The sequence below is a fragment of the Agromyces sp. NPDC055658 genome (genome assembly GCF_053618155.1).
The window spans coordinates 1-1,157 of sequence record NZ_JBSHHD010000130.1 but is presented as its reverse complement, the minus strand read 5'-3'; the positions used below and the strand labels follow the sequence as shown (position 1 = coordinate 1,157).

Genomic DNA, 1,157 nt, shown 5'->3' with positions numbered 1-1,157 from the left:
GATCACCGCCGGCCTGCAGGGCACCCTCGGGGGTCGGGTTGCTGGAGAAGTGCTGCCAGTCCTGCGCGATCTGGTAGCACTCGTCGTAGCCCACCGCGACCCAGGCGCCGTCGGTCGGGAAGAACGGTGACTCGGTGTGCGCGATCGGTGCCCGCCGGCGCATCACCGAATACACCTCGTAGAGCAGGTCGTGGTCGTTGAAGTCCTCGTGGCGCAGGTCCCAGTTGCGGGCATGCTCTTCAGGCGATTTGGGCACGGCCGGTCCCTACCTTGGCTGCTGTTCTTGAGCCTGGCGGGCCAGGCGTTCCTCGTGACGGCGCACCAGTTCGCGGAAGCCCAACCGGTCGTACTTCGGCGTGGGCTGGATACCCCACTCGTCGCGGGCGGTGTCCTTGCCCTCCGCGCCCTCCGGAGGACCGAACATCGGGTACGGGTGCTTGCACTCGAGCGTGTCGTCGGAGTAGCGGACCTTGAGCAGTTCGCTGCAGATCTCGGTCATGCTCAGGGTCGGGTAGCCGTAGTAGACGGCCATGAACGGCAACGTGAACGCGCCTTCGACGACCAGGGCGACCAGGCACACCAGCACGGCCCGCTTGATCCATTTGTGCATGTTCGCGTAGTACGGGGTGGTGCCCGGCGGTAGATCCTGGGCCGGGTCTTGTTCTGTCTCAGTGCTTTCTGCGGGGCTCGACACAATGCGCTCCTTTCGAAGTTGTTCAGTCGGAGAAGATTTCGCGGTTGACCGTGTGCAGGTACGGGATCGCCAGGAACGGGGTGATGTAGAAGATGTCGTAGAGCCACCAGCCGATCACCGGGAAGATCACCCCGGCGTAGCGGACGTCGGCGAACATCGTCATGTTGAAGACGTAGACGCACCAGATGAGCACGCCCATCCAGCAGGTGACGATCATCCACTGGTGGCCCCAGCGCTTCATCTGCAGGAATCCGATGGCGGCGGCGCAACGCATCGCGAAGACCGTGATGATCATGCCGAAGACCATCGACTTCTCACCCGGTCCGGCCGAACCGCCGACCCACAGTTCGTTGTAGTGCCAGAAGTAGCCGGCGTCGAACATGTTGCCCCAGCCGACCATCAGCACGCGGTTGATCAGGGTGTGGTTGGCCACCAGGTCCAGCGCCCAGCCCAGGCTGTTGAG

The 1,157-nt window shown here is 63.8% G+C and carries 3 protein-coding genes; all 3 read right to left on the bottom strand.

Annotated features, from left to right (window positions below; all coding sequences use genetic code 11):
- A partial coding sequence (locus ACWGPE_RS19095) for a hypothetical protein (protein WP_452049329.1) occupies positions 1-256 on the bottom strand: 256 nt, incomplete at its 3' end.
- 9 nt (positions 257-265) lie between these two features.
- Entirely contained in the window at positions 266-694 is a 429-nt protein-coding gene (locus ACWGPE_RS19090) for a hypothetical protein (protein ID WP_452049328.1), read from the bottom strand.
- Positions 695-716: 22 nt separating this feature from the next.
- Positions 717-1,157 (bottom strand): hypothetical protein (locus ACWGPE_RS19085; protein WP_452049327.1); only part of this gene is annotated, 441 nt, incomplete at its 5' end.